Annotated in this window: 25 protein-coding genes; 12 read left to right on the top strand and 13 right to left on the bottom strand. The window is 29.6% G+C overall.

Annotated features, from left to right (window positions below; translation table 11 throughout):
• Window positions 1-87 precede the first annotated feature (87 nt).
• The 3 genes from ACQPUY_RS13845 (at window position 88) to ACQPUY_RS13835 (ending at window position 2,628) form a co-directional block, all read left to right on the top strand.
• A complete protein-coding gene (locus tag ACQPUY_RS13845; RefSeq protein WP_430842107.1) occupies window positions 88-771 on the top strand; it encodes a DUF554 domain-containing protein in 684 nt (227 codons plus the stop codon).
• Window positions 772-851: 80 nt separating this feature from the next.
• Window positions 852-1,976 carry an MGDG synthase family glycosyltransferase gene (locus ACQPUY_RS13840; protein ID WP_430841923.1) on the top strand — a complete coding sequence of 375 codons (1,125 nt, stop codon included), beginning with the start codon at window positions 852-854 and terminating at the stop codon, window positions 1,974-1,976.
• Window positions 1,977-1,992: 16 nt separating this feature from the next.
• Window positions 1,993-2,628, top strand: a complete 636-nt coding sequence (locus ACQPUY_RS13835; RefSeq protein ID WP_430841921.1) for a glycerol-3-phosphate acyltransferase — start codon at window positions 1,993-1,995, stop codon at window positions 2,626-2,628.
• A 277-nt stretch (window positions 2,629-2,905) separates the two neighbouring features.
• On the opposite strand, the gene ACQPUY_RS13830 is transcribed toward ACQPUY_RS13835, so the two are convergent.
• The 12 genes from ACQPUY_RS13830 to ACQPUY_RS13775 all read right to left on the bottom strand — a co-directional run bounded on the left by ACQPUY_RS13830 (window position 2,906) and on the right by ACQPUY_RS13775 (window position 14,880).
• Window positions 2,906-3,850 carry an alpha/beta hydrolase gene (locus tag ACQPUY_RS13830; RefSeq protein WP_430841919.1) on the bottom strand — a complete coding sequence of 315 codons (945 nt, stop codon included), beginning with the start codon at window positions 3,848-3,850 and terminating at the stop codon, window positions 2,906-2,908.
• A 20-nt stretch (window positions 3,851-3,870) separates the two neighbouring features.
• Complete coding sequence (locus tag ACQPUY_RS13825) at window positions 3,871-4,272, bottom strand: cupin domain-containing protein (protein ID WP_430841917.1); 402 nt, start codon at window positions 4,270-4,272, stop codon at window positions 3,871-3,873.
• 16 nt (window positions 4,273-4,288) lie between these two features.
• Complete coding sequence (locus ACQPUY_RS13820) at window positions 4,289-5,026, bottom strand: dihydrofolate reductase family protein (protein ID WP_430841915.1); 738 nt, start codon at window positions 5,024-5,026, stop codon at window positions 4,289-4,291.
• 18 nt (window positions 5,027-5,044) lie between these two features.
• Window positions 5,045-5,455, bottom strand: a complete 411-nt coding sequence (locus tag ACQPUY_RS13815; RefSeq protein ID WP_430841913.1) for a cyclophilin-like fold protein — start codon at window positions 5,453-5,455, stop codon at window positions 5,045-5,047.
• Window positions 5,456-5,539: 84 nt separating this feature from the next.
• Window positions 5,540-6,187, bottom strand: a complete 648-nt coding sequence (locus ACQPUY_RS13810) for a YczE/YyaS/YitT family protein (RefSeq protein WP_430842105.1) — start codon at window positions 6,185-6,187, stop codon at window positions 5,540-5,542.
• Window positions 6,188-6,192: 5 nt separating this feature from the next.
• Window positions 6,193-6,525: a hypothetical protein gene (locus ACQPUY_RS13805; RefSeq protein ID WP_430841911.1), complete on the bottom strand. Its 333-nt coding sequence runs from the start codon at window positions 6,523-6,525 to the stop codon at window positions 6,193-6,195.
• Between the two features lie 93 nt (window positions 6,526-6,618).
• Window positions 6,619-7,503, bottom strand: coding sequence for a LysR family transcriptional regulator (locus ACQPUY_RS13800; protein ID WP_430841909.1), 885 nt, complete (start codon window positions 7,501-7,503; stop codon window positions 6,619-6,621).
• A gap of 106 nt (window positions 7,504-7,609) precedes the next feature.
• Window positions 7,610-9,031, bottom strand: coding sequence for a 6-phospho-beta-glucosidase (locus ACQPUY_RS13795; protein ID WP_430841907.1), 1,422 nt, complete (start codon window positions 9,029-9,031; stop codon window positions 7,610-7,612).
• A gap of 3 nt (window positions 9,032-9,034) precedes the next feature.
• Window positions 9,035-10,900, bottom strand: a complete 1,866-nt coding sequence (locus ACQPUY_RS13790; protein ID WP_430841905.1) for a beta-glucoside-specific PTS transporter subunit IIABC — start codon at window positions 10,898-10,900, stop codon at window positions 9,035-9,037.
• Window positions 10,901-11,153: 253 nt separating this feature from the next.
• The gene (locus ACQPUY_RS13785) at window positions 11,154-12,371 is read right to left on the bottom strand and encodes an L-lactate MFS transporter (protein WP_430841903.1); all 1,218 of its coding nucleotides are present in this window, start codon (window positions 12,369-12,371) and stop codon (window positions 11,154-11,156) included.
• 148 nt (window positions 12,372-12,519) lie between these two features.
• Complete coding sequence (locus ACQPUY_RS13780; RefSeq protein WP_430841901.1) at window positions 12,520-13,242, bottom strand: LytR/AlgR family response regulator transcription factor; 723 nt, start codon at window positions 13,240-13,242, stop codon at window positions 12,520-12,522.
• Window positions 13,243-13,254: 12 nt separating this feature from the next.
• Window positions 13,255-14,880, bottom strand: a complete 1,626-nt coding sequence (locus ACQPUY_RS13775; protein WP_430842103.1) for a LytS/YhcK type 5TM receptor domain-containing protein — start codon at window positions 14,878-14,880, stop codon at window positions 13,255-13,257.
• A gap of 257 nt (window positions 14,881-15,137) precedes the next feature.
• On the opposite strand from ACQPUY_RS13775, the gene ACQPUY_RS13770 reads away from it, so the two are divergent.
• From ACQPUY_RS13770 to ACQPUY_RS13735, 8 genes are all read left to right on the top strand, one after another.
• Window positions 15,138-15,581, top strand: a complete 444-nt coding sequence (locus tag ACQPUY_RS13770) for a MarR family winged helix-turn-helix transcriptional regulator (RefSeq protein WP_430841899.1) — start codon at window positions 15,138-15,140, stop codon at window positions 15,579-15,581.
• A gap of 79 nt (window positions 15,582-15,660) precedes the next feature.
• A complete protein-coding gene (locus tag ACQPUY_RS13765; RefSeq protein WP_430841897.1) occupies window positions 15,661-16,542 on the top strand; it encodes a pirin family protein in 882 nt (293 codons plus the stop codon).
• A 196-nt stretch (window positions 16,543-16,738) separates the two neighbouring features.
• On the top strand, window positions 16,739-18,226 hold the full coding sequence (locus ACQPUY_RS13760; RefSeq protein ID WP_430841895.1) for an aryl-sulfate sulfotransferase: 1,488 nt from the start codon (window positions 16,739-16,741) through the stop codon (window positions 18,224-18,226).
• 11 nt (window positions 18,227-18,237) lie between these two features.
• The gene (locus ACQPUY_RS13755; protein ID WP_430841893.1) at window positions 18,238-19,152 is read left to right on the top strand and encodes an ABC transporter substrate-binding protein; all 915 of its coding nucleotides are present in this window, start codon (window positions 18,238-18,240) and stop codon (window positions 19,150-19,152) included.
• A complete protein-coding gene (locus tag ACQPUY_RS13750) occupies window positions 19,152-19,880 on the top strand; it encodes an ABC transporter ATP-binding protein (protein WP_430841891.1) in 729 nt (242 codons plus the stop codon). Before ACQPUY_RS13755 ends, ACQPUY_RS13750 begins: the two co-directional genes overlap by 1 nt.
• Window positions 19,867-20,613 (top strand): ABC transporter permease, encoded by a 747-nt coding sequence (locus tag ACQPUY_RS13745; protein WP_430841889.1) that lies wholly within the window; start codon window positions 19,867-19,869, stop codon window positions 20,611-20,613. The genes ACQPUY_RS13750 and ACQPUY_RS13745 overlap by 14 nt, the downstream gene beginning before the upstream one ends.
• 96 nt (window positions 20,614-20,709) lie before the next feature.
• Window positions 20,710-21,063 carry a hypothetical protein gene (locus tag ACQPUY_RS13740; RefSeq protein WP_430841887.1) on the top strand — a complete coding sequence of 118 codons (354 nt, stop codon included), beginning with the start codon at window positions 20,710-20,712 and terminating at the stop codon, window positions 21,061-21,063.
• 168 nt (window positions 21,064-21,231) lie between these two features.
• Window positions 21,232-21,885 (top strand): HAD family hydrolase, encoded by a 654-nt coding sequence (locus ACQPUY_RS13735; RefSeq protein ID WP_430841885.1) that lies wholly within the window; start codon window positions 21,232-21,234, stop codon window positions 21,883-21,885.
• A gap of 193 nt (window positions 21,886-22,078) precedes the next feature.
• On the opposite strand, the gene ACQPUY_RS13730 is transcribed toward ACQPUY_RS13735, so the two are convergent.
• The gene (locus ACQPUY_RS13730) at window positions 22,079-22,264 is read right to left on the bottom strand and encodes a hypothetical protein (RefSeq protein ID WP_430841883.1); all 186 of its coding nucleotides are present in this window, start codon (window positions 22,262-22,264) and stop codon (window positions 22,079-22,081) included.
• A gap of 278 nt (window positions 22,265-22,542) precedes the next feature.
• Here ACQPUY_RS13730 and ACQPUY_RS13725 point away from each other — a divergent pair, with 278 nt between their 5' ends.
• Entirely contained in the window at window positions 22,543-23,406 is an 864-nt protein-coding gene (locus tag ACQPUY_RS13725; RefSeq protein ID WP_430841881.1) for a DUF4438 domain-containing protein, read from the top strand.
• Window positions 23,407-23,568 lie beyond the last annotated feature (162 nt).

Here is a 23,568-nt window from a genome sequence, read left to right as displayed (position 1 = left end):
TTTTGAACTTTTAATTAGGCTGCCCTTGAGGCAGCCAATTATTATTTCAATAAAAAATAAATTCTACGGAAAGGAAAAGTAAGAATGATGATAGGAACTATAGCTAATACGGGAGCGATATTTGCTGGAAGTATTATAGGATTTATAGTGAAGAAAGGAATTAATGAAAAATATAAAGAAGCTTTATTTACAGCTATGGGATTGGCTGCAACTGGTCTTGGTATTAATTCAATAGTATCAAATATGTCAAATAGTAAATACCCAGTACTATTTATTTTAAGCCTTGCAGCTGGAAGCTTAATAGGTGCAATAATTAATATTGAAGGAAAATTTAATAATTTATCTAGTAAATTTACATCTAGCAATTTAGGGCAAGGATTATCTACGGCTATTTTATTATTTTGCATTGGAACACTATCTATATTAGGTCCTATGGAAAGCGCTTTACATGGTGATAATACCTATCTATTTACAAATGCTACATTAGATTTTGTGACATCTATAGTATTTGCATCTACTTATGGTATTGGGATTGCAATTGCAGGAGTAGTGTTGTTTTTATGGCAAGGATTTATTTATGTATCTGCAGGATTATTATCTGGATTTTTAACTACTGAATTATTAACTGAAATATCAATCGTAGGAGGATTTTTAATTACAAGTTCAGGATTATCTATATTAAATATTAAAGATTGTAAGACATTAAATATGTTACCTTCGCTACTTATACCTGCTCTTTGGTTTATTATTAAGGGTATCTTTAAAATGTAAATGATATTCTTATTAATATATGGAAGAGATTTTATGTAAAATATAAGGAATAATTTATAGTAATATATGGAGGTATGATAATGAAAGTCTTAATTTTATCCTGCAATACTGGTGAGGGGCATAATATGGCGGGAAAAGCAATGAAGGAAGCTTTAGAAATGGTAGGACATGAAGCTGTTATGCTTGACTACATGAAACTTTCCAGCGTTAGAACATCTAAAGCTGTTGGAGGAGCTTATATTAATGTGGCAAAATATACTCCACATTTTTTCTATCTCCTTTATAAAGCTGGACTTAAAATATCATCTGCTAAGAGAAAGTCGCCAGTTTATTATACAAACTCCTTAATGGCAAAGTATCTAAAAAAGTATTTAGAAGAAAATAACTTTGATGTTATTTTGATGCCTCATATTTTCCCAGCTGAAACTATAACATATATGAAGAGAGAGAAAATAATTAATCAAAAAACGATAGCTATAAGTACAGATTATACATGTATTCCTTTCTGGGAGGAAACGGAATGTGATGCCTATATAATTCCACATGAAAGAATGATGGATGAATATATTAAAAGAGGTATTCCAAAAGATAAATTATACCCATTAGGGATTCCTGTAAGGCAAGACTTTTTAATGAAAGAGAACATGAAAAAAGCAAAGAAAGATTTAAATCTCAATATAGATAAACCTATGTACTTAATTATGAGTGGTAGTATGGGGTTTGGAAAGATTCAGCTTTTTACATTTGAATTAAATAAACAATGTAAAAATGGTGAACAGATTGTTGTTATATGTGGGAATAACCAAAATTTAAAAAGAGTTCTCGAAAAAGAATTCAAGAATCAAAGTAATGTATATATTATCGGGTATACAGATAGAATATCCATATATATGGATGCTGCTGATGTAGTATATACAAAGCCAGGTGGACTAACATCAACAGAGGTTATTGTGAAAAATAGACCTTTAGTTCATACATCACCTATTCCAGGATGTGAAACTAAGAATATGGAGTTTTTTATGGAAAAAGGTATGTCACTTCATTCTAAAAAAATTAGTGAGCAAATTGAACAAGGAAAAACATTATTATATAACGATAAAATAAGAGAAAAAATACTAGAAAATCAAAGGGAAAATGCTAAGAAAAGTGCAGCAAAAGATATTATAAAGTTAATGAACACTTTGATTAATAAGGAAAATAACTAGTATTGGAGAAGTTTATATGGAGTATTTAAGATTTATTATAATAGGATATATATCAGGGAGTATTTTATATGCTTACTTAATTCCTAAGCTTATTTTAAAGATAGATATTAGAGATAATAGTATAGATGGCAATCCAGGAACAGCAAATGCATTTATGAATGGAGGAGTTTTGTGTGGGATATTAGTCCTCCTTCTTGAAGTATCAAAGGGATTTTTACCAGTATGGATAGCCTCAAAATTTTTAGATATGGGAAATATATTGTTTGCAGGAGTATTGGCAGCTCCAGTTATAGGGCATGCTTATCCTTTATTTAATTTAAAAAATGGTGGAAAAGCAATTGCAGTTTCTTTCGGAGTGCTTTTAGGATTGTTTCCGAAAATTGAGATATTTATTTTTTTAGCATTTTTTTATATTTTATTTTCAGTAATATTAGTTATAAATCCACATTTTTTTAGGTCGGTTATTACATTTTTATTTTTTAGTTTAACTTGTTTATTATTAGAAAAAAATAAATCAATTATTTTGGGGTGTAGTGTTATATCTAGTGTAGTTATTCATAAACATTTTCTTAAATATAATGGAGAAAAATTAAGCAGTATTCCTTTCTATGAAGCGGGAAAAGAAAGAAAAATTAATAGAAATAAATTTTAATTCTTGAAGTTGAATAAATAATTGTTAATATGTCTTTAAACAAAAACTTATTAACAATGATTTGCTTATTTAACAATAGATTGTGGATTAATTTGAATATGCTGTGGAATATATAACAAAAGAATTAAATATGTTGGAGCGTTTTTAGACTAAAATATAACATATGTATAGAAATATAAATTAGAGAATTGTTTAAGTAAGTGCTTACATATTTAACGAAGAACAAGCTAAGTGTTACACTTAGCTTGACAATTCATCATTATTATTTTAGCATTTTCTATTTTAAATTGTTTTTAAAGAATTTTTCTATTTTTTCAAAAGGAATCTTTGTAACATCATCATATAGATCAACATGATTACAGTTTTTAATTTCAATTAATTCTTTGGGTTCATTAGCCATTTTGTAAGCATCGTCACTAAAGAATCTAGATAAGGCATTTTCCCCTACAATAAACATGATTGGTCTAGGTGAAATTCTTTTAATATTGTCTAGCAAGTTAAAATTCATAAATGACATTGTACTTGAGATACTGAAGGCTGCAATAGAATTTGGATGATATCCTCTTTGTGTAGAATAGAAATCATGGAATTCCTTGCTTAATGGATCTGTATTTTCATCCACAGTTAATAATGCACTTCTTGGTGTTAATGCCGGATACTGATTTTCAAAATCAATATATCTTTGTTCATTGATAGGTTTTAATGTTTCATACCATTCTTCATTTGTTAAACCATCGCCATTTCCCATCTTCATGGCTCTAGTCATATCATACATACTGGCAGTAACAATAGCTTTTATACGTGTATCAACTTGAGTAGCTCCTAATGCAAAACCTCCGCTTCCACAAATTCCAACAGCACCAATTTTTTCTCTATCAACAAAATTTCTAGTTCCTAAAAAATCGACGCCAGCACTAAAATCCTCGGAAAATATATCAGGAGAAGAAAGATGCATCTTGCCACCCTGGCTATATCCATTGTAAGAAGGATCAAATGTCAACACCACAAACCCTCTTTGTGCAAGTTCATTCGCCCATACTCCAGGACCTTGTTCTTTGACACCACCATAAGGCGCACCAATAACCAATGCAGGATGCTTTTCTTCTTTGTTTAATGACTTTGAAATATAAAGATCACCTGCTAATTCAATCCCATAACGATTTTTATATGATACATTTTTTCTTTCCACAGTTTCATTTAATTCAAAAATATAATTATCCATTTAGTTATTCCTCCATTTTTTTATAATACTTCATATTCTTCATCACTGACTGGTTCACACCATTCATTTGACTTGTTTTCACCTGGAACTTCAACTGCAATATGAGCAAACCAACTATCCTTTGCAGCACCATGCCAGTGTTTAACTTCAGCTGGAATATTGATAATATCACCGGCTTTTAGAGCTTGCGCTGGTTTTCCTTCTTCTTGATACCAGCCTCTACCACCAGTCACAAGAAGAATCTGTCCTCCACCATGATGGATATGCCAATTGTTACGACATCTTGGTTCAAAAGTAACATTTCCAATAACAACACCTTCTGTTGATAACATATTCAGATAACTTTGCCCTATAAAGTATTTTGCAAAGGCTGTATTTTCATTTCCTGTTTCAAATAATTCTCCATTTAAGTCTTTGATCATCTGTTCTTTGTTCATTTTATTTTCCTCCATCTTCATATTTTGTTTTATAACGTAGCCAAACTGTATTATCCTTTACTACTTCTACATTTTCTAATTTAAATCCAACTGGTTTCGTATTTCCCAAGGTATCTCTAACTTCAAATAAAGTTGGTGTTTCGTTAGATCCATCCGCAACAGGAGCCAACACAATACTAACTTCATCGCACATACGTGCTTGAATAAAAGTCCAGTTCAAGACACCACCTCCACCTAACATCAAGATCTTTATGCCAAACAACTCATAAAGTTTGTGCATAGCCAAGGTATAATCCAATTCTTCTTTTCCTGCAATAATGTAGGAGATATTCATTCGTCTTAAAAAGGCTTTATATGCATTGGATGCTTTTTCTGTTAGTACTTCTAGAATATGAGCAGTAGTATCTCCATAAGTCAATGTATTTTGTTTCCATCCTAATTTTCCAGAAGGATCTACTGATACATAATACATTGTTGCCACAGGCTGAATGACAAAGTCGCCATCTGGAACAATTTCTTCATTATCATGAAGGTCTGGCTTTTCATAAAACGTAAAGTTTTCATCTGTAGTTACACGCCCTGATAGCCATCCTTGGTGTTTATAATACGGGTTCTTTCCAAATGCAATATTATAGAATACATCACCTGAAGAATTAGCTTCTGGTGTACGCATATAATTCCCAGTAATCTTTCCATCCAAAGATGTCATCATGTGACAAAAAATATAAGGTCTATTCATTTCTATTTACTTCCTTTCTTATTCAGCTAGTGAAATTGTAATTTCTGCTGGATTCCCTAATTCTCTTATTTTATCAATATCGTCTGTAATATTTCCTAAAATAATCAGCCCTTCAGGTGCTTTATCTGGTTCGTCAAAATAAATTGCAAATAAATCACCAGGAGTCCAATATGCAAGATTGCTAATTTCATAACCAGTTTGAGTTTTGTCGTCTTCTGATAAATTAGTGCTAAGAGAGCTGTAATACTCATGTTCTCCCATACGTGTCATTGATAATGTTACTGGTAATAAAGCTTTGAATTCTTGTGCTGCTTTTGTATCATTTAATTGTGCTTGGACACTTGTTTCGCCAGAGGTCAATGTTATTTTTGTATGACTCTGCGAAGTACTATCTGAAAGATTAATCCAGTTATTTACCAATTGATCCACTAATTGTTTGGTATTGCCACCATAGGAATAATAAACAATTACAGTTTTAATAACATTTTCCCTTTCTTTCTTTATTTAACGAATCTATGCTATTCGAACATCTTCTTGAAATACAATCTTATGTAATATTGGATTCACTTTTTGAGAAAACAGACCTATCAGCTTTCCAGTTAATAAAGCTGATAAGATTGTTCCTTCTCTAATGGCTGTATTTCCGTTAAGGAATAAGACCGCAATAATAAAACCAACAAATACAAATAAACAGTCACTTGCCATTTTCACTTTGGAAAAGGGCCAATTAAACCTCTCACAGAAAGCTAACTGTAATCCTTCCGGTGCATTCGGTACAATATCCATAGCAATATACAAAGTAGCTCCTATAGCACAAATAAGAATACTAATAAGCAGGATACCTAGTTGACTCATATAAGTGTTTAACTGTATTCCTTTCATAAATGAACCGGGCAAGTTAACAAAGAAACCAAAAACAATACTGAATGGGATCTGTAGTATATTTTTCTTTTTAAATCGATCTTTCAATAATAGATACTGCACTAAAACAAAAACTATATATATAACTGTTGTAATAGTCCCTAAACTTATTTGTAATGACTGACTTAGAGGTAAAGTAAATGCAGAAACAGGAGAAATACCTAATCCTGAAACAATGGATAAATTGATACCAATCGTAATATTGAATAAGCCAAAAATATAAATAATAAAACGTATCATATTTTTCACTGTTGTTGTTTCCTTAGTTCATATATGTAGTAGTCCAAAGTACTTATCTTATCTTCTTCCATGTGAATTTTATCTAAAATGATTTTACGTTGATTACTTAATATTGATAATAATTGATTAGTATTTTTCTTTTTATCTTCATTCAGCGATAAATATTGACAAATGCTTGATAACGTCAATCCTGTTTTCTCAAGAGACATTGCCATAGAGATTTTTTTAATATCATCATCGGTATAATTAAATTTATCTTCTATGAGGCCTGAATCTAAATATTTATTTAAAAGTTTATCTTCTATGCAATAACATCTCATGATTTCTTGTTTATCCATATACAACCCTCCAATAAAAAAGTAGTTATCTTTTGATAACTACATTTTAAAACTAAATAACCATCATGTAAAATACCTATTTTAAATGAACTATCATTCATTTATTCTATGATAAATTGTTTCAATAAATTTAGATAAAGCAGGTGAAAATATTCTTTGTTTTTTCCATGCAAATACAACACCTGACTCTAAAGCAGGTTCAAATGGAATAAATTTTACATCTTTATTATCATGATTAAATAAAGAACCTTCTATCGTAATAACATTTCCAATATGATTTGCTACGAGTGATATTGCATTAGAAATTAAGTTGTATGTCGCAATAAAGTTCAAGTCGTCATATGTATTTTTAAACCAATTGGCTATTTCATTTTGAACTACAGCACGTTTGGTGTTGATCAAAGGAATGCCCTTTAAATCAATAGCCTGTATATATTCTTTCGTAGCAAGGATACTATCGGTATTCACAATAATACCCCATTTTTCTTTTTGGGGTAAACGAATAAAATCAAATTTTTCCATATCAACGGGTTCAAGCAAAATTCCGATATCTATGACGCCATTTTCTATTCTCGCCTTGATTAAATCTGCATTCCCAGTATAAAAATCATACGTGACGCTAGGAAATTCTTTTGTAAAAGCACTCAAAATTTCTGGAAGAAGCTTATGAGCTGCCATACATTCTGCCATACCAATCATAATCTCTCCGATTATTTGATTTGAGTCACTGAGTAAATCTTTTTCAGTTTTTTGAACTATATTTAGAATTTCTTCGGCACGACTCCTTAAGAGCATACCTGCTTCTGTTAGATGAATCTTTCTTTTCCCTCTAATAATTAATTGTGTTCCAACACTATCCTCTAATAACATTAATTGTCTTGATAGAGTGGGTTGTGTTAAATGTAACTTTTCAGCTGCCCTTGTTATATTTTCTTCTCGAGCAACTGTTAAAAAATAATATAAGCTTCTAAATTCCATTTTGACCACCTCTATATTATTCTATCAAGCATAATAAATATTTTCTATCATTTATATAATAAAATTCGTATTACGTATGAAAAAAAGGTCTTATGCACGATAAGACCTATTCTAGAATTTCACCATTTGTTTCAATTACCTCTTTATACCAATCAAACGATTTTTTCTTTGTTCTTTTTCTTGTACCATTTCCTTCATCATCTAAATCAACATAAACGAATCCATATCGTTTTGACATCTGTCCTGTACTAGCTGAGATCAAATCAATGATTCCCCATGTAGTATAACCAAGAAGCTCCACTCCATCAATTTCAACGGCATCTTTAAAGGCTTTAATATGTTCACGAATATAATTAATTCGATAATCATCCTCGACATACCCATTTTCATCAGGAATGTCTTTTGCTCCTAAACCATTTTCTACAATAAATAATGGTTTTTGATATCGATCGTATAGCATGTTCAAAGAATTTCGCAATCCTAGTGGATCAATCTGCCATCCCCATTCACTTGATTTTAAATATGGATTTTTAATGGATCCATACACATTTCCCGTTGTTTCTTCAGAAACATTAGGATCCGTTGCTACAACACGAGAAGAATAATAAGAGAATGAGATAAAATCAACTGTATTTTCTTTGAGTATCTTTTCATCTTCTGATTCCATTACAATGTGCATTGATGATAATTTATTCTTAGCATAGTTAGGATAATAACCTCGTGCCTGTACATCGATAAAGAAATATCCTTCACGATCTTTTTCGATAGCCTTATAATAATCTTCTGGTCGACAAGAATATGGATAATTATTTCCTCCAGCCAGCATGCAGCCAATCATAAAATTAGGATTAATCTCATGTGCAATTTTAGTTGCTAAAGCACTGGCTACCAGCTGATGATGTGCTGCTTGATATTTTACTTCTTCTTCATTTTCACCAGGTTCAAAACATATACCAGCCCCAACAAATGGTGAATGTAACAACATATTTATTTCATTGAATGTTAGCCAATATTTTACATAGTCTTTGTATCGATTTAAAACTATTGTTACATATTTTTCATAGAATTCAATCATTTTTCGATTACGCCAAGATCCATATTTTTTGACTAAGTTCATAGGTACATCAAAATGGGTTAATGTAACAAGAGGTTCAATATTATATTTTTTTAATTCTTTAAAAATTGTTTCATAAAATTGAAGACCTTCCTCATTCGCATGTTCATCATCTCCGTTTGGAAAGATTCTTGACCATGAAATTGACATTCTAAAACATTTTAATCCCATTTCAGCTAAAAGCTGTATATCTTCCAAATAATGATGATACATATCAATAGACTCTTTTGCTGGATAAAAATGATGATTATCAAAATCAAACATTTTCATTTTACCACTACTGATGGCTTTTCTATCCTTTCCTGTTGGAATTAAATCCACATTAGCTAGACCACGTCCACCTAAATTATAGCCACCTTCACATTGATTAGCTGCAGTTGCACCACCCCAAAGAAAATTGCTCTTTAATCCCATATTCTATTCTCCTTTGCTTATTTTTATAATTGTTGTTGAATAATCAGCGATAATATTCGTATTTGTGTCAATGAATTGATAATCAGCAGAATTAGTCACAATCACTGGAATCTGAGTACATAATCCTGTATCTTTTATTTTTTGTAGGTCAGCATAAATAAGTTTATCACCTTTTTTTACTTTCTGGCCTTGTTGCACAAAGGCTTCAAATCCTTCACCATTCAAATTAACTGTATCAATTCCAACATGAATCAACAACTCCACTCCTTGTTTAGAAACCAGGCCGATTGCATGTTTTGTCGGAAATAATACAGATACCTTGCCATCAAATGGTGCTCTTATTTCTCCATTACTTGGTTCAATAACGACACCATCCCCTAAAGATTTGGAAGAAAAGGCATCATCTTTTGATTCAGATAATGGTTTGACTTCGCCTTGAATAGGACTTGTCACACTTTCATTCATGACATTAACTTCTATCGTTTGCTTATCTTGTGATTTTCCGCTCTTTTCAAAGCGTAAGCTCAATAGGTATGTAACAATTGCTGTAACAATAACAGTAATAACAAGAGCGATAATTATGTTGTATAGGAATGTCATTGTATTATCTCCAATATAGAGTAATACAGCAGGTAATCCAGAAGATCCTGTTGCAAATCGATGTGTCTGTGTTAATCCTGCATATAAACCACCACTCGCACCACCAATCATAGAAGCAATTAACGGATATTTCTTCGGTAAGTTTACACCGTATAAAGCTGGTTCAGTGATTCCCATATATGCTGTAATTGAACCTGAAGTTGCCAATTGCTTCATAGATTTATCCTTTGTACGGATTGCTACAACAAGTGAAGAAGTTGCTTGTGCAATATTTGAACATAATGCTCCAGGTCCAAAAATACTATCATATCCAAGTTGTGCCATCTGCATTGCACCTAAAGGTCCTACAGCAGTATGCACACCGAATATGACCATTACTGGCAAGGTACCACCGATTAGTACTGCAGGTGCCCAAGAAGCGTTTGTACTCAAGAAATCAAAGAACATTGCTAAATAGTTTCCAATAAAACTCCCAATTGGTCCTAAAATAGATAAAGCTAGAGTTCCCATAATCAAGAATGTCAATAATGGAACAAATACCAGTTTTATGGAATTAGGGATTATCTTTTCCAATAGCTTTTCAACATAAGATTGAATAAAAATGACTAGGATAACAGGAATTACTGAAGATGTATAAGAAACCAAAGTTAATGGTATCACATCAAATAAAGCCACGGGTTCCCCAGCATTTACTAAAGCTGTCCAGTTAGGATGTAACATTATACCTGCTACAGCAGCAGCTAACATTGGACTACAATGCAATTTTTGTGCTGCATTAAATGCTAGATATATTGGTAAAAAATAAAAAATTGCATCTGAGAAAAAATTAAGTACATAATATGTTTGTGAATCTGTAGAGATTACATTAAAAACTGTTAACAAAGCTAAAACAGCTTTAATCATACCAGCACCAGACATTGCTGGAATAACTGGCATAAATGTTCCTGAAATAAAATCAATAAACACTCCAACCGGGTTTTTCTTTTTTTGTGAAACTGGTTCGGATTTTAAACTTTGTGGTTGTACGATTTTTTCAACTTCTTCGTAAACCTCTTTAACATGTGTGCCAATCACAACTTGAAACATCTCATTACTAATCATTACTTTAGCCACACCATCCATGCCTTCCAAAGCATTTTTATCCGCTTTATTATCATCATTTAATGTAAATCGAAGTCGTGTTGTACAATGGTAAACATTGCTGATATTTTTAATTCCACCAATTTTTTCAACAATGTTCTGAGCTAAGCTTTCATATTTTTTGCTCATAATCGTCCTCCTAATATTTTGTTTGTATTCTGCTAACCCTATATTTTAAATACGTTTACATTATAAAATGATAATTAATATATGTAAAATGCTTATATTTTATTAATTATCATACAAATTTTCTATGATAGTTTTTTTACAGGTGATTAAATAGTAAAAATATAAAAATTAGATTTTGAAATAGAAAAGAGTATCTATAAATTTAAAGATACTCTTTTCATCTCTTATATTTTAGTTCTGAGGTAAAATATTATTATGCAATTTTTTCAACAAGACTAGTATTATGTTTAACTTTTTGATTTGATTTTACAGATTGTATTGTAGAAGCTAAAGCTATTGATATTAAACATAAAGCACCGATGACTATAAATGTTGATTTAAAGCCTCCTGTTAATGATGCTATAAATGAACCAGAAATTGCTCCTAAACCAAATCCTTGATATATAATTCCGTAATTTTTAGTTTGATTGTTAGCACCAAAGAAGTCTCCTACTATAGCAGGGAATACTGTGATATTTCCTCCAAAGCAAAATGCTATTGATGCAACACAAGCAAAGAAAATTGCAAAATTTAAATGTACAAAGCTTAAAGAAAATACTGAAATAGTTGTAATTGCAAGTGATAAAATTACGACTTTTAATCTACCAAATTTATCTGATAAAGCACCTAATATAATTCTTCCAGCTGTATTAAATATTGCAACCATAGCAACTGCATTTGCTGCTACATCAGGTGTAAGGCCAACTAGTTCGACACCAATATCTTTAACTATTCCTATTAGATATAGACCACTCATACATGCTGAAAAGAATATTATAAATAAAGCATAAGCTTCTTTTGTTTTAAGCATTTCTTTTACTGTATATTCATTTGTATTTTTATTATCTTTAGAATAACTGCTTACTAATGGGGCATCCTTTAAAAGTTGAGCACCTATTAAGACTAAAGCCATAGCTATAAATCCCCAATATAGAAATGTTTGAGAAACTCCTACATTATTAATTAAGTTTCCATTTATATATTTAAAAATTAAACTACCTGTTCCATAAGCTCCTACTGAAATACCAGAAATAAGTCCTTTTTTATCAGGGAACCATTTAATACAATTTGAAAGTGTTGTAATATATGCGATACCGTCTGCAGCTCCAACTATTACACCAGCTGTAATATAAAGCATAGGTAATGAAGAATCAAATGATGTTAATATCAAACCTAGCCCTAATATTAAACCTGCAAATGAAGTAAGTTTTCTAATTCCTAGCTTGTCTTGAAGTTTACCAGCAGCTAATGTAGATACTGCTAAAGCAAAGCTAGTTATAGAGAAGGTAATAGCAACCTTATTTAATTGAAATCCAAATTTATTTACTAGAGGTTGGTTAAATAGACTCCAAGTATAAATAGTTCCTAACCCAAGTTGGGTAATTACTGAACCTAAGACTATTAACCAACGATTTTCTGATACTTTTTTCATTTCATTCACCTCTAATTTTATTTTTACAGATATAAAAGTTACATATATTTTTTATAATTAAATACTGTTTATGTTTTCATTATAAGTCTGTAAAATATAAAATTATTATTTTATGAATGAAATACAAATAAAATTAAATAAAATGCAATTATATGTTCATGAGTTGCTTGAATTCTTTTACATTACTTCTACTTACAGGAACCTCATAGTCGATATCTTGAAGTTTTAAATTATAGGTACTATTAAACCAAGGTATTATTTCTCTTATTTTATTAATATTTACTATATAGGATCTATGGGATTTAAAGAATACATCTTTAGGTAGTTTTTCGTAAAAATCAGATATACATAGGTTAACTGAATATTCCTCGTCTTTTGTAAAGACACAAGTTATTCTCTCGTTTGCTACGCAATAATATATATCATTAATATCTACTACTATTATTTTTTCATTTTTCCATAGATTTATTTTATTTGATATGATATTTTTAGGAAAATTATTTTTTTTGTTATTATCAATACTTTCTAGTTTCTTTAGAGTTGATACAATTCTAGACTCCGAATAAGGTTTTAATATATAATCGAAAGCTTCCACTTCAAAGGCTTCAACAGCATGTTCTTTATATGCTGTTATAAAAACTATGTAAGGTTTTTTAGTAAATTTACTTATACTTTTAGCAAGTAAAACCCCATCTAATGAAGGAATATTTATATCTAGAAATATAATATCAATCTCATTATTTTGAATAAATTTAAGAACCTCTATTCCATCTGAAAATTCTGAGACTATATCTATTTTACTGTAATTTTGAATAAAATATTTAAGTTCCTCTCTTGCTAAGAATTCATCATCAACTATTATTGCTTTCATACAACCACCCTCTTATATTTTTTTCTTTATATAAAATTCTACCATAGTTCCTTTATCTAGTCTTTTTATAATAAGTCCTTCTCCATAAATAAGCTTAATTCTTGAATGAACATTATAGAGGCCTATTTTCTTTTCAGGAACATTATCAGTATAAATATTATTTATCATATCTTCACTTATTCCTACGCCACTATCTATTATAGAAATTTTAACTTTTTCACCTTCATCTTTTACGCTTATTTTAACTGTTCCATTATGGTTGTCCTTTAAAATCCCATGGACGATAGCATTTTCAACTAAAGGTTGTATTGTAAGACTTGGTATTTTAATATCCACATCATCTATATCATAGACAACATTTAACTTATCTCCGAATCGAGCCTTTTCTATTTCAATATAATCTTTTACTTGTTTAAGCTCTTTCTTTACATCTATAAACTCACTGTTTAACTCTAAATTAAATCTTAAGTAGCTTGATAGATTTATTATAAGTTCTCTAGCATTATTAGGGTTTATCCTTATAGAAGATGCTATAGCATTTAATGCATTAAATAAAAAATGAGGATTGATTTGTGTCTGAAGTGCTTTAAGTTCTGCCTTGTTAGCCATTTCCTTCATCTCTTCAACCTTTGATACTTCCATAAGAGTTGAAATAATTTGTGAAAGTCCTACAGCAAGAGCTTCTATAGTAAAACTTATGTTATTAGAAGCTTTATAGTATATTTTTAATGCACCAATAACCTCATTTTTCTCCTTAAGGGGTATAATAATAGCTGATTTTAGTAATGATGTTTTTTCTTTAAAACCAGTATTTTTTATAACTATATTACCACTACTAATGGCTTCTTTTGTTTCAACGGTTATAATTTCATGTCCAATATTATAATATTCTTTTCCAACTCCACTATAAGCCAATATATTTTTTGTGTCAGTTATTGAAACTGCATCAGCCTGAATATCTTCTTTTATAATAGTACATATTTTATTTAAAGACTCACTATTTATTTTTCTGAAATAAGGAAGGGTTTTATTTGCTATATCTAATGCTAATTTTGCTTGTTTAGCAGAAATTTTTTCTTTATCATTTTCTATACTCTGAACTAATAAAACAATGAACCCTACACATATTTGGCCAATAATCATTGGAACAGCTATTTTAGATACTATGTCAAAACCTAATGAATGAGGTGTACTTAATAGAAGTATCAGTATCATTGTAATAGTTTCAGAAAACATTCCTGCTAGTATCCCAGCTATCCATCTATAATTTCTTTTTACTTTTCTATTAATATATCCAGATATTATACCTGCACATATACTACTTATTAGACAGGGGATAGAGGTTATACCGCCTATATCTATTAGATATCTATGTACTCCGGATATTATTCCTGTTACAACTCCTACAACAGGCCCAAAGATTATTCCTCCAGATACTATAGTTATAGTTCTTACATTTACTAAAGAACCTTCTACATTAAGGCCTGTATAAGTTGATAGTATTGCAAATACAGAAAAGACTGTACATGCAATTATATAGTCCTTCTTTCTATAGGTATCTCTTTGAAATATATTTCTGAAACTTTGTAACCTGGTTATAGTAAATAAACATGCAAGAAGTAATACAGCCCTATCCATAAATTGAATTAATATATCAATTAAGTAATCCAAATTAAAATCTTCTCCTTTCTCTAAATAATATTATACATATACTATTTTACTTATTTTTTATTATTTGTTAAGTAAATAAAAAATAAGAAAATATAGGTTACTACTATATAGGAAAGTTTATAATATAATAAAATGCCATTAGGTAATGAAACTTATATATTTAAAAAGAGCTATTAAAAATAATGTTATTTGACATTATCACTAATTAGTGATATGTTTGATTTATGGATAAAATAAAAGATTTACTTGAAGAAAATAAATTAGATTTATCTACTTTAGTTGTTTTTACAAGAGCAGAAAATGAAATTCATAAGCGTGAATATGAAACAATTAAGCAAAGTGGATTAACTATTTCTCAATTTGGAGTGTTAGAAGCTCTATATAATAAAGGCGACTTAAGGATATGCGAGATAATAGAAAAAATATTAACTACATCTGGAAATATAACAGTAGTTATTAAGAATTTAGAAAAGGATGGATTAATAAAAAGGAATATAGACCCTGATGACAAAAGGTCTTGTATAATATCAATAACTGATAAGGGAAAGGAAATTATCGAAGGTATATTACCAAATCATATTAAGAACATTAAAAATATCTTTGATGTTTTAACTGATGAAGAAAAGATTACTTTAAAAAATATATTGAAAAAATTTAAGAATATCTAAAAAATAAAAATTTTTTTAGATCAATATCACTAATTAGTGATAAATTTATCACTAATTAATAAAGAGAGGAATGAATTAAATGAAAGATTATAGGTCAATAGATAATGTATTTAGAGGTCCAATGCCTCATATGGTAGGGGATGGCTTTAAGGTATCACAATACTTACCAACAGGAATAGGAGATATTAGACGTTTATCTCCATTCTTAGTATTAGATTATCATGCTCCATATCATTATTCACCATCATCGATTAGACGTGGTGTTGATGCACATCCACATCGTGGATTTGAAACTGTAACAATTGCTTATGAAGGAAAGGTTGAGCATCATGATAACAAAGGAAATCACGGAATTATAGGACCTGGAGATGTTCAATGGATGACAGCAGCATCAGGTATTATGCATAAAGAGTATCATGAAGCTGAGTTTAGTAAAAATGGCGGAACATTACACATGATTCAACTTTGGGTTAACTTACCTAGTGATAAGAAGATGTCAGAACCTAAATATCAAACTTTATTAAAAGAGGATATGGGAGTTGTTAACCTTGAAAATAATCAAGGTGAAATTAGTATTATCGCTGGAGAAGTTAAAGGAGTAAAGGGAGCAGCTAGTACATTTACAAATTTAAATATGTATAATGTAAATCTAAAAAATAATGGAAGAGTTATATTAGATGAACCAAGTAATTTCAATACTGGAATGCTTGTATTAAAAGGCGAAGTTAAAGTAAATGAAGATAAGATATATAAAGAAGGAGATTTTATTGTATATAATAATGAAGAAGGAAGTATTTTAGTTGAAGCAATTACTGAAGAGGCTTTATTTATAGTGCTAAGTGGGGAGCCAATATACGAACCAATTGCAGCTCATGGACCATTCATTATGAATACAAGAGAAGAAATATATAAAGCATATGAAGATCTTAGAGAAGATAAATTTGGGATAACTGACTTTTAATATAGATATTAATTAATAACTAAATGAAGCTAGCCATAGGCAAAATTATAAGTTGCTTGTGGTTAGCTTTAAAAATTTCATGAAAATTTAAATACATAAGCTTGTTTGTAATCTATAAAATTGAAAAATTTAAAGTTCAAAATAGATAGATTAATGATATAATATATAACGGTCAAAAAATTGTAGGAGGTGAACCATGGAAACTTTACTTAAAAAACAAAGTGAAATAATTAACAATGTAGAAATGGAATATGCAAGTGGAAATTATACTGAGGAAAATCCATATATAGTATTGAATCCATTTGAGAATTGTCCATTATCAGCATTAATTAAATTTCATACTGATGAAGAATGTTCTATCACATTAATTATCGAAGAAGACATAAAAAAGGAATTTAAAGAATTTAAAAAGGAACATGAATTACCTATCTTAGGACTAATTGCAAATAAAGAAAATACTATAAAAGTTGTATGCAATTATAGAAATAATAAGCAAAAGGAATTTATTCACTACATAAAAACTTCTGAACTACCTATAGGATATCCTAATATAGAGTTAATACAATGTGAAGAGAGTAATATGTATGATGGCATGATATCTATGTCTCTAGGAAGATCAGAAGGGGTAAGAACTATAGAGCATTTATACTCAATTATTGATAATAAAGCAAGAGTAAGATGGCTTTATACGGATGTTTCTTGTCATGTGTTTATGAAACTTAGAAATGGAAATATAATTGTTGATGCACCTATATCAAGTGGTATTTGTGGAGCTTATACTGCAGCTGGATTTATAGAGATTGATATGCTTGGAAAAATTATTAACTTCTTCCCTATAAAATATGGATTGCATCATGATGTTATTGAGTTACCAAATGAAAACTTTTTAGCTATTACTCAAAGAGAAAATACTAAGCAAGATTTATTAGTAGAGATAGATAGAAAGACAAAAGAGGTAATTAAGGAATGGGATTTCAGAGAAATACTAGATTTCAATAGAGAAACTGTTATTGATAAAGTATCTGTAAATCATCCATTAGATTGGTTACACTTAAATTCCTTAGTATATGATGAAGAAAGCAACTGTATAATTGCTTCTTCTAGAAATCAAAGTACTGTAGTAAAGTTTAATAAAGATACATCAGAAATAGTTTGGATATTGGCTCCTCATTATAGTTGGTGTGAAAAATTTAACAAATACTTACTTAATCCTGTAGGGGGTAATTTTGAATGGAGTTATGCTCAACATACTCCTTCACTAAGTGATAATGGTAATCTTGTTATATTTGATAATGGGAACTTTAGAAGCTATAAATTAGAAGATGCAGTTTTAGCTCATAATAATTATAGTCGTGCAGTTGAGTATAAAATTAATGAGAAAGATATGACAGTAGAACAAGTGTGGCAATATGGTAAGGAGAGAGGAAATGAACTATATTGTGCATATTTAGGAGCTGTTAGAATTCTTGAAAATGATAATAGATTAATATGCTTTGGTGGGATAACTAAAGATATATTCGGTAATCCTATTGATGATATGAAGAGTAATAGAATGAAAAATCAGATTACTATAGTAGAAGTAGCAAAAGATAAGGTAGTTTTTGAAGTAAAAATTAAAGATACAGATATAACTAAGCCAATTGGCTATAAATGTTATAGGGCAGAAAAAATAAGTTTATATTAAGGGAGTAAATAATGAAAAAAAGCAGAAAAAATTTATTATTAGTAATGTTATTAACTATGATTATTTCTTCTGTAGGTTGTGCACCTAAAGAGGAAGTACAAGAAAATAATACAATTAGATTAGGGGTGATGTCTGCTTCTGATTCAGCACCTATATTACTAGCTCAAGAAAAGGGATATTTTGAAGAAGAAGGCGTTAATTTAGAACTGGAAATATTTTCAAATGGGGCTACAAAGCAAAGTTCAATTCAAGCAGGAGAGCTTGATGCAGCAATGCTTAGTATGATTCAATTCTTAAATAATGTTAAGGGTGGATTACAAGCTAAGATAACTACAACAACAGACGGAATGTTTCCAGTTGTATTAGCAAAGAGCTATGAAGAGAAAGAAGATGTTAAGGTTGGATTAATGGAAGTCAGTGTAATAAATTTCTTAGCTGATCAATACTTAACTGATTATAATGTAGAAAAGGTATATATAAATGAAATGCCTGTTAGAATGCAAATGTTAATGGAAGATAAAATAGATATGGCAGTTTTACCGGAACCTTTAGCTTCTAATGCACAACTTAAAGGGCTAGAAAAGAGAGTATACGGAGATCCAGACGATTTTACTCCAAATGCAATAATATTTACAGATGAGTTTATAAAGAATAATCCAAATACTGTTGAAGGATTCCACAATGCGTATAACAAGGCTGTAGAAGATATAATAAACAATCCAGAAGAAGCAAAGGATATCTTAATATCAAAATTAGAGTTAAATGCAGAAATAAAGGATTTAATTGTTTTACCGACATATCATAAGACAAGAATCCCAGATGAGGATTATATAAAAGAAATTGAAGATTGGACTGAAAACCTACAAGGAAGTGAATTAAATTTAGATTATAACGATTTAGTTATAAAGGATTATATATCTGAATAATGTTAGAGGTAAAAAATCTATATGTTAGTTACGGAGAAAGAGATATATTAAAAAACATCTCTTTTTCCTTATCTAAAGGAGAAACGCTTTCAATAATAGGTCCATCAGGATGTGGGAAAAGTACTCTTCTATTATCTATTGCAAATCTAAAAGAAAATATATCAGGTGATATTTTAAATAAATTTAAGGATACTAATCTCATATTACAAAGCAATGGTCTTTTTCCTTGGAAGACTATTAAAGAAAATATACAATTAGGCCTTATAATAAAAGGCATGTCTAAAGATAAAATAGAGAAATCTACAGAAAAAATAGCTTTAAATTTAAATATAGAACATATTTTAGATAAATATCCTTCAGAAGTTAGTGGAGGAGAAAAGCAAAGAGCAGCATTAGGGAGAGCCTTAGTTTTAGATTCGGATTTATTATTAATGGATGAGCCTTCATCTGCCTTAGATTCAATTAATAAAGAAAACTTTCAAAATATATTATGTAAGATACAAAAAGAGTATAACATGTCATATATTATAGTTACTCATAATATAGAAGAGGCAGTAATACTAGGAAAAAGAATAGCTATAATGATCGATGGAGAGATAAAAAAAATAATTGAGAATCCATATTATGGACAGGGGAATGCAAGAAGAAGCTATGAATTTTTTGATAAGTGCAATGAATTAAGAGCAATTTTAGAGGCGTATGGGGAGGAAAAGTATGAAAAGATTTAAGCAGATATATAAGTATATTTATGCTATATCAGTAGTACTGATATTTTGGTATCTACTTCATATTATATTAGATTCTTTTGTAATACCTAACCCAATTGATGTAATATCAAAGCTTTTCAAAGTTGGATTTAGTGTTATTACTACTCACCTTGTAACAAGTCTTTTAAGGTTACTTGTAGCACTATTAATAACTACAATATTAGGATATTTTATAGGCCTATCAATTGGAGTTAATAATAAGCTGGATAGTTTAGTAGGTCCAATAGTTTATTTATTTTTCCCTGTTCCTAGAATAGCCTTTTTACCAGTATTCATGATTCTATTTGGACTTGGTAATATATCAAAGATAGTATTAATTGTAGCAATAGCAATTTTTCAAATAATAATATCAGTAAGAGATGGTGCTAAGGAAATACCAGATGAAGTAATATTATCGGCAAAATCTTTAAAACTATCTAGATCTCAAATGATAAGACATATATATATTCCAGCAACTTTGCCAAGATTATTTACATCCATTAGAATAGCTTTAGGTTCTAGTATGGCAGCATTATTTTTTGCAGAAAATTATGCAACAAAATATGGTATAGGATATTATATTATGAATTCTTGGATTAAGGTTGACTACGAAGGAATGTATGCTGGAATAATTTTAATAAGTATTTTAGGTATAATTATGTTTAAGGTAATAGATATTTTAGAAAATAAGATTTGTAGGTGGCAGGTAAAATGAAACAATAAAATTAAACCTATATTTAGAATATAAAAATTCATAGTATCCTTTCTATTTAGAATGAATATCATGCTAATAGAAAGGGAGTGATATTAATTGAATTTTGACAGAGCTGATAATTATAATAGCTTACAGGAGTTATTTGATGAGTGTAAAAATTTAATGGACTACCATATAGTTTTAATAATGAAAGATGGTACGTCAGTTGATGGAATCATTGAAAAGGTAGATTCTAATGGAATTATTATGCTAATTGGAGAGGATGTATTAGATCAAGATGATGATGATCAAGATCAATACAATACTCAAAGGCAGTTTAAAAGACCAAGAAGAATGAGAAGGCATAGGAGATTTAGACGAAGAGGATTCCCATTCAACGTAATTCACGGATTATTTCCAATACCTTACCCATATCCATTTTACCCAATAAATCCATTCTATCCATATTAGAAGTATATCTAAAGATAAAATTGTACATGTGAAACAAATGTTTATATAAAGTAGGATATAAATTATATTACTGTAACCTTTAATATAGGATTAGGTAAGATAATATATATCCTACTTTTTTATGTGATATAATAAAGAAAAAATAAACTTGATATTTAGGAGGCATTAATGTTTAAAGTAGCAATATTTGATTTAGATGGGACATTATTAAATACATTAGATGATTTAGCAAATGCTTGTAATTATGTCCTTAATAAATTTAATTTCCCTATTCATGAAGTGGACAAGTATAAGACTTTTATCGGAAATGGAATATATAAATTAGTTGAAAGAGCTTTACCGGAAGGTAAAAAAGATAGTGGAACAGTAACAACGGTGTTAGAAGTATTTAATAAATATTATAATGAGCACATGATGGATATGACTAAGCCTTATGATGGGATTATAGAGCTTTTAGATGAGTTAAGTAGTAAAGGAATAAAGCTAGCAGTTGTATCTAATAAAAAGCATGATTTTACAATAGAGATAGTTAAGAAATATTTTGGAGAAAGATTTGATATAGTTTTTGGACATAGAGATAATTATAAAGAAAAACCTGATCCAGTATCAGTTTTAGAAATAATTGAAGCCTTTAATATATCAAATGAAGAGTGCATTTACATAGGTGATTCTAATGTAGATATAATAACTGCAAGGAATGCTGGAATTAAATCAATTGGAGTTTCATGGGGATTTAGGGGAAAAGAAGAATTAGAGAGGGAAGGCGCAGACTATTTAGCTAATAACACTGAAGAGTTAGAAGATATTATATTGAATAACTAAATATATAAATAAGTAGTAGCTATTTTTTTCAACGGGTTCGGTTTTGAGGTGCAAAAAAGTTTTTCTCAATTAAAATGACAAGAGCTTTCACAAGTAAATTCACAACAAAATAACAAAGCAAAAGTCGGAAGTATCTGCCGACTTTTTAGTTAGCGTAACTTTAAGAGTATATCATTAAATATTTGAAATTATACTAATCAATATTTTTTTCAATAACAATATATGCCTGTCCTGCATTTATACTATCTCCCACAGGACATGCAGATATATGTTTAACTTTCCAGCCTTCTTCTAAATACTTGTTTACTATATCCAAGCCATCATTTTCTTTTGCACCTAGCATTTTGCCATTACTTCTGACCCATATTACTTTTTCCATTGTCAAACTCTCCTCTTATATAATTTATTTGAATATACCTAGATAAAGAGACTCATAAAATTACTAATTGTTTTATATTACATTAACACAAATTAGAAATATATTCCATGATACCTTTGATATACTTTAAAATTTATAATATTAATAAATTTATTAACTATGGATTTTACCATGAGATGAAGCACTTTGGGCTAATTTAAACTTTTTATTATCCAGCTTTATGATAGAATATTATTGGAATAAGTTTCAATAATATAATAATATTGGAGGGGATTAGTGTGAGTAATGTAGTAAAAACAAATAAAGATAAAGTAGTTAAATGGTCAGTTGCAGGTAAGATACATCATCCAACAGGTGGAGGGTATAGAATAACCCATGAGGGAGTACCTATAGTTGTACCTGCTACTGGAGGAATAAGTTACAATGTGAAAATTGGTGATTCTGTTTATGGATGGGCTGGTGATCATATAGAGCCAGGAGTTTCAATTAGAAATGAAAATAAAGAAGAAAGCGCTGCATTAACTACATTTTCATGTATAGGAAATGAAGCAAAGGTTATTTCGGGAGAAGCGGCTGGAAAAAAAGGATATGTTACAGGGATGCATGGTGGAATTGATCATGTATTAATACATTTCAATGAAGAAACATTAGATAAGTTAGCGATTGATGACAAGATTATGATAAAGGCTTATGGACAAGGACTGAAGATTGAAGGATTTGAAGATGTTCATGTAATGAGTATAGACCCAGATTTATTTGAAAAACTTGGAGTAAAAGAAAAGGATGGAAAGCTTCAGGTTCCAGTAGTTGCAACGGTCCCACCATATTTAATGGGATCAGGAATTGGATCACCAAGTGCTTATACAGGTGATTATGATATTATGACAGCTGATAAAGAAGAAATAAAAAGATTAGGATTAGATAAGTTGAGATTTGGAGACCTAGTTTTATTACAAGATTGTGATAATAGTTTTGGACGAGGTTATTTAAAGGGAGCTGTTAGTATAGGAGTAATTATTCATAGTGATTGTGTGAAAGCGGGGCATGGGCCTGGAGTTACAACAATTATGGTAAGTAAGGATTCTAAGATAGAAGGCATAATCGATAGCAATGCTAATATAGGAAATTATATGAATAAATAATAATAAAATGAGATGCTACAAAATAAATTAAGCTTTTTGTACATCTCATTTTATTATAGATATACAATTATTCTATTTAATCAACAAAATTAAATATTATTGAAATTAGTATAATGCATTAATTAAGTAAAAGGCTTGAAAGTGCTTTTTATTTTTTTATAA

Source organism: Clostridium nigeriense (genome assembly GCF_050585245.1).
GTDB classification, from domain to species: domain Bacteria; phylum Bacillota; class Clostridia; order Clostridiales; family Clostridiaceae; genus Clostridium; species Clostridium nigeriense_A.
The sequence above is the reverse complement of the archived record's forward strand: the minus strand, read 5'-3'. Positions and strand labels throughout refer to the sequence as shown.

Coding starts and splice junctions, on each gene's coding strand:
- ACQPUY_RS13845 (WP_430842107.1), top strand. CDS start 88: ATGATAGGAACTATAGCTAATACGGGAGCGATATTTGCTGGAAGTATT.
- ACQPUY_RS13840 (WP_430841923.1), top strand. CDS start 852: ATGAAAGTCTTAATTTTATCCTGCAATACTGGTGAGGGGCATAATATG.
- ACQPUY_RS13835 (WP_430841921.1), top strand. CDS start 1,993: ATGGAGTATTTAAGATTTATTATAATAGGATATATATCAGGGAGTATT.
- ACQPUY_RS13830 (WP_430841919.1), bottom strand. CDS start 3,850: ATGGATAATTATATTTTTGAATTAAATGAAACTGTGGAAAGAAAAAAT.
- ACQPUY_RS13825 (WP_430841917.1), bottom strand. CDS start 4,272: ATGATCAAAGACTTAAATGGAGAATTATTTGAAACAGGAAATGAAAAT.
- ACQPUY_RS13820 (WP_430841915.1), bottom strand. CDS start 5,026: ATGAATAGACCTTATATTTTTTGTCACATGATGACATCTTTGGATGGA.
- ACQPUY_RS13810 (WP_430842105.1), bottom strand. CDS start 6,187: ATGATACGTTTTATTATTTATATTTTTGGCTTATTCAATATTACGATT.
- ACQPUY_RS13805 (WP_430841911.1), bottom strand. CDS start 6,525: ATGGATAAACAAGAAATCATGAGATGTTATTGCATAGAAGATAAACTT.
- ACQPUY_RS13800 (WP_430841909.1), bottom strand. CDS start 7,503: ATGGAATTTAGAAGCTTATATTATTTTTTAACAGTTGCTCGAGAAGAA.
- ACQPUY_RS13795 (WP_430841907.1), bottom strand. CDS start 9,031: ATGGGATTAAAGAGCAATTTTCTTTGGGGTGGTGCAACTGCAGCTAAT.
- ACQPUY_RS13790 (WP_430841905.1), bottom strand. CDS start 10,900: ATGAGCAAAAAATATGAAAGCTTAGCTCAGAACATTGTTGAAAAAATT.
- ACQPUY_RS13785 (WP_430841903.1), bottom strand. CDS start 12,371: ATGAAAAAAGTATCAGAAAATCGTTGGTTAATAGTCTTAGGTTCAGTA.
- ACQPUY_RS13780 (WP_430841901.1), bottom strand. CDS start 13,242: ATGAAAGCAATAATAGTTGATGATGAATTCTTAGCAAGAGAGGAACTT.
- ACQPUY_RS13775 (WP_430842103.1), bottom strand. CDS start 14,880: ATGGATAGGGCTGTATTACTTCTTGCATGTTTATTTACTATAACCAGG.
- ACQPUY_RS13770 (WP_430841899.1), top strand. CDS start 15,138: ATGGATAAAATAAAAGATTTACTTGAAGAAAATAAATTAGATTTATCT.
- ACQPUY_RS13765 (WP_430841897.1), top strand. CDS start 15,661: ATGAAAGATTATAGGTCAATAGATAATGTATTTAGAGGTCCAATGCCT.
- ACQPUY_RS13760 (WP_430841895.1), top strand. CDS start 16,739: ATGGAAACTTTACTTAAAAAACAAAGTGAAATAATTAACAATGTAGAA.
- ACQPUY_RS13755 (WP_430841893.1), top strand. CDS start 18,238: ATGAAAAAAAGCAGAAAAAATTTATTATTAGTAATGTTATTAACTATG.
- ACQPUY_RS13750 (WP_430841891.1), top strand. CDS start 19,152: ATGTTAGAGGTAAAAAATCTATATGTTAGTTACGGAGAAAGAGATATA.
- ACQPUY_RS13745 (WP_430841889.1), top strand. CDS start 19,867: ATGAAAAGATTTAAGCAGATATATAAGTATATTTATGCTATATCAGTA.
- ACQPUY_RS13735 (WP_430841885.1), top strand. CDS start 21,232: ATGTTTAAAGTAGCAATATTTGATTTAGATGGGACATTATTAAATACA.
- ACQPUY_RS13730 (WP_430841883.1), bottom strand. CDS start 22,264: ATGGAAAAAGTAATATGGGTCAGAAGTAATGGCAAAATGCTAGGTGCA.